Genomic DNA, 4764 nt, shown 5'->3' with positions numbered 1-4764 from the left:
TGCACGCCAAGGTCACGCCGGAGAAGTTCGACGCCCTGCTCGCCGACGCGGCCGCCCACACCCCGGAGGCCGCATGACGACCCGCATCTACGTTCCGCGCGATTCGTCCGCGCTGGCGCTCGGCGCCGACGCCCTCGCCGCCGCGATCGTCGCGGAAGCCGAGCGGCGCGGGGTCGCGATCGAACTGATCCGCAACGGTTCGCGCGGGTTGCTGTGGCTCGAGCCGCTCGTCGAGGTCGGCACGTCCGCCGGGCGCGTCGGCTACGCGAACCTGTCGGCCGCCGACGTGTCCGCGCTGTTCGATGCGAACTGGCTCGACGGCGGCGCGCACCCGAGCGGCGTCGGCCTCGTCGACGCGTTGCCCTATCTCGCGTGCCAGCAGCGCCTCACGTTCGCGCGCATCGGCCTGACCGATCCGCTGTCGATCGACGACTACCTGAAGCACGACGGCCTCGCCGGCCTGAAGAACGCACTCGCGCTCGACGGCGACGCCGCGTGCGAATTGCTGATCGAATCGGGGCTGCGCGGCCGCGGCGGCGCGGCCTTCCCGGCCGGCATCAAGTGGCGCACCGTCCGGCAGGCCAGCGCGACGCAGAAATACATCGTCTGCAACGCGGATGAAGGCGATTCGGGCACGTTCTCCGATCGCCTGATCATGGAAAGCGACCCGTACTGCCTGATCGAAGGGATGATCATCGCAGGCATCGCGACGGGCGCGACGCTCGGCTACATCTACGTGCGCAGCGAATACCCGCACGCGATCGCGGCACTCGAAACCGCGATCGTGCGCGCCCGCGAAGCCGGCTGGCTCGGCGAACACGTGCTCGGCTCCGCGCATGCGTTCGACCTGCACGTCGCGAAGGGCGCCGGCTCGTACGTATGCGGCGAGGAAACGGCACTGCTCGAATCGCTCGAAGGCAAGCGCGGCGTCGTGCGCGCGAAGCCGCCGCTGCCTGCGCTCGCCGGCCTGTTCGGTCAGCCGACCGTGATCAACAACGTCATCACGCTCGCGACCGCGCCGGTGATCTTCGCGCGCGGCGCCGCGTTCTATCGCGACTACGGGATGGGCCGCTCGCGCGGCACGCTGCCGTTCCAGCTCGCGGGCAACATTCGCCACGGCGGTCTCGTCGAGCTCGCGTTCGGCGTCACGCTGCGCGAGCTCCTGTTCGACTACGGCGGCGGCACGGCGAGCGGCCGGCCCGCGCGCGCCGCCCAGGTCGGCGGCCCGCTCGGCACCTATCTGCCCGAACACCAGTGGGATGTGCCGCTCGACTACGAGGCCTATACGGCCATCGGCGCAGTCGTCGGCCACGGCGGCATCGTGCTGCACGACGACACGTCGAATCTCGCGGCGCTCGCCGAATACGCGATGAAGTTCTGCGCGATCGAATCGTGCGGCAAGTGCACGCCGTGCCGGATCGGATCGACGCGCGGCGTCGAGACGATCGCACGCATTCGCGAAGGCGACAGGTCGGAGCGACAGGTCACGCTGCTGCGCGACCTGTGCGACACGATGCTCGCCGGCTCGCTGTGCGCGATGGGCGGGATGACGCCGTATCCGGTGCTGTCCGCGCTCGACCATTTCCCCGAAGATTTCGGGCTCGCCGCCGGCAAGCAAGCCGCGTCGGGTCCGGTCAAGGCTGCGGCCTGACCCAGAAGGAGCCCTGCATGTCCCTCGACACGAACAACGTCCGCCAAGGCGGCTGCGGCTCGGGCCAATGCGCGTGCAAGAGCACCGCACAGGCGCGCGCATTCGATCCGCTCGACGATACCGACTACGGCACGCCGCAACGGCATGCCGATACCGATGTCACGCTCGAAATCGACGGCCAGCCGGTGACGGTGCCGGCCGGCACGTCGGTGATGCGCGCCGCGATCGAAGCCGGCGTCAACGTGCCCAAGCTCTGCGCGACCGATTCGCTCGAACCGTTCGGCTCGTGCCGACTGTGCCTCGTCGAAATCGAAGGCCGACGCGGCTACCCGGCGTCATGCACGACGCCCGCCGAAGCCGGGATGAAGGTGCGCACGCAGTCGGACCGGCTGCAGTCGCTGCGCCGCAACGTGATGGAGCTGTACATCTCCGACCACCCGCTCGACTGCCTCACCTGCCCCGCCAACGGCGACTGCGAGCTGCAGGACATGGCGGGCGTCGTCGGCTTGCGCGAAGTACGCTACGGCAACGACTGCGCGAATCACCTGCGCGAGCAGAAGGACGAATCGAATCCGTACTTCACGTACGATCCGTCGAAGTGCATCGTGTGCAACCGCTGCGTACGCGCGTGCGAGGAAACGCAAGGCACGTTCGCGCTGACGATCGCCGCGCGCGGCTTCGAATCACGCGTCGCCGCCGGCGAAAGCGAACCGTTCATGGCATCGGAATGCGTGTCGTGCGGCGCCTGCGTCGCCGCCTGCCCGACCGCCACGCTGCAGGAAAAGTCCGTCGTCCAGCTCGGCCAGGCCGAGCACTCGGTCGTCACGACCTGCGCGTACTGCGGCGTCGGCTGCTCGTTCAAGGCAGAGATGAAGGGTACGCAGGTCGTGCGCATGACGCCGCACAAGAACGGCCTCGCGAACGAAGGCCACGCGTGCGTGAAGGGCCGCTTCGCATGGGGCTACGCAACACACAAGGACCGCATCACGAAGCCGATGATCCGCGAGAAGATCACCGACCCGTGGCGCGAAGTCAGCTGGGAAGAGGCGCTCACCTACGCGGCGACGCAATTCCGCAAGCTGCAGCAGAAGTACGGCCGCGATTCGATCGGCGGCATCACGTCGTCGCGCTGCACGAACGAGGAAACCTACCTCGTGCAGAAGCTCGTGCGCGCCGCATTCGGCAACAACAACGTCGACACCTGCGCGCGCGTGTGCCATTCGCCGACCGGCTATGGCCTGAAGACGACGCTCGGCGAATCGGCCGGCACGCAGACCTTCGCGTCGGTCAGCCAAGCCGACGTGATCGTCGTGATGGGCGCGAACCCGACCGACGGCCATCCGGTGTTCGGCTCGCGCATGAAGCGGCGCATCCGCGAAGGTGCGAAGCTGATCGTGATCGACCCGCGCCGCATCGACGTGGTCGACGGCCCGCACGTGAAGGCCACGCACCACCTGCAGCTGCGACCCGGCACCAACGTCGCGATGGTCAATGCGCTCGCGCACGTGATCGTCACCGAAGGGCTCGTCGCCGACGCGTTCGTCGCCGAACGCTGCGAGACGCGCGCGTTCGAGCAATGGCGCGACTTCGTGTCGCGTGCCGACAACTCGCCCGAAGCGACCGCGGACGTGACGGGCGTGCCGGCCGAGCTGGTGCGCGAAGCCGCGCGGCTCTATGCGACCGGCGGCAACGCCGCGATCTACTACGGCCTCGGCGTGACCGAACATGCGCAAGGCTCGACGACGGTGATGGGCATCGCGAACCTCGCGATGGCAACCGGCAACATCGGCCGCGAAGGCGTCGGCGTCAATCCGCTGCGCGGCCAGAACAACGTGCAGGGCTCGTGCGACATGGGCTCGTTCCCGCATGAGCTGCCCGGCTACCGGCACATCAGCGACGCAAGCGTGCGCAGTCAGTTCGAAGAAGCATGGTCGGCCACGCTACAGCCGGAACCGGGGCTGCGCATCCCGAACATGTTCGACGCGGCGCTCGACGGCAGCTTCAAGGGGCTCTACTGCCAGGGCGAGGACATCGTCCAGTCGGACCCGAACACGCAGCACGTCGCCGCCGCGCTGTCGTCGATGGAATGCATCGTCGTGCAGGACATCTTCCTGAACGAAACCGCGAAATACGCGCACGTGCTGCTGCCGGGCTCGACGTTCCTCGAGAAGGACGGCACGTTCACGAACGCGGAGCGCCGCATCTCGCGCGTACGCAAGGTGATGCCGCCGCTCGCGGGCTACGCGGACTGGGAAGTGACGCTGCTGCTGTCGCAGGCGCTCGGCTACGACATGCACTACACGCATCCGTCGGAAATCATGGACGAAATCGCGCGGCTCACGCCGACCTTCTCGGGTGTGTCGTACGCGAAGCTCGATGCGCTCGGCAGCATCCAGTGGCCGTGCAACGAACAGGCGCCGGACGGCACGCCGACGATGCACATCGACGCGTTCGTGCGCGGCAAGGGCCGGTTCGTGATCACGCAGTTCATTCCGACGCCGGAAAAGGTCACGCAGCGCTATCCGCTGATCCTGACCACGGGCCGCATCCTGTCGCAATACAACGTCGGTGCGCAGACGCGCCGGACCGAGAACGTCCGGTGGCACGAAGAGGACCGCCTCGAGATCCACCCGCACGACGCGGAGGATCGCGGGATCCGGACCGGCGACTGGGTCGGCATCGAATCGCGGGCGGGCCAGACCGTGTTGCGCGCGCTCGTGTCCGACCGCATGCAGCCGGGCGTCGTGTACACGACGTTCCACTTCCCCGAATCAGGCGCGAACGTGATCACGACGGACAGCTCCGACTGGGCGACGAACTGCCCGGAATACAAGGTGACTGCCGTGCAGGTGATGCCGGTTGCGCAGCCGTCCGACTGGCAGCGTGCGTACGCGCGCTTCAACTCGGAGCAGCTCGACCTGCTCGAGCGCCGTGCCGCCGCGTCGGCTGCCGTGACGACGGGCAAGTGAGGACGCGATGGACAACGGACACCTGATCGACATGGCCAACCAGATCGGCGCTTTCTTCGAATCGATGCCCGATCGCGAAGAAGCGCTGGCCGGAATCGCCGAGCATATCCGGCGCTTCTGGGAGCCGCGGATGCGGCGTGCGCT

General features: G+C 68.0%; 3 protein-coding genes and 1 pseudogene. All 4 read left to right on the top strand.

Annotation, left to right across the window (positions count from 1 at the left end; genetic code table 11):
• Positions 1 to 77, top strand: a pseudogene (locus DIE21_RS36540) (formate dehydrogenase); the annotation flags it as partial.
• Positions 74 to 1651, top strand: a complete 1578-nt coding sequence (locus tag DIE21_RS36535; RefSeq protein ID WP_124502175.1) for an NADH-quinone oxidoreductase subunit NuoF — start codon at positions 74 to 76, stop codon at positions 1649 to 1651. The pseudogene DIE21_RS36540 and the gene DIE21_RS36535, both read left to right, overlap by 4 nt.
• A 17-nt stretch (positions 1652 to 1668) precedes the next feature.
• Positions 1669 to 4620, top strand: coding sequence for a formate dehydrogenase subunit alpha (gene fdhF / locus DIE21_RS36530; protein WP_124502174.1), 2952 nt, complete (start codon positions 1669 to 1671; stop codon positions 4618 to 4620).
• Between the two features lie 7 nt (positions 4621 to 4627).
• Positions 4628 to 4764: formate dehydrogenase subunit delta (locus tag DIE21_RS36525; protein WP_148092774.1), on the top strand; the 137-nt coding region annotated here is incomplete at its 3' end.

The sequence above is a fragment of the Burkholderia sp. Bp9140 genome (genome assembly GCF_003853425.1).
Taxonomy (GTDB): Bacteria; Pseudomonadota; Gammaproteobacteria; order Burkholderiales; family Burkholderiaceae; genus Burkholderia.
Note: the sequence above shows the minus strand (reverse complement) of the source record. Positions and strands in the feature narration are given on the sequence as shown.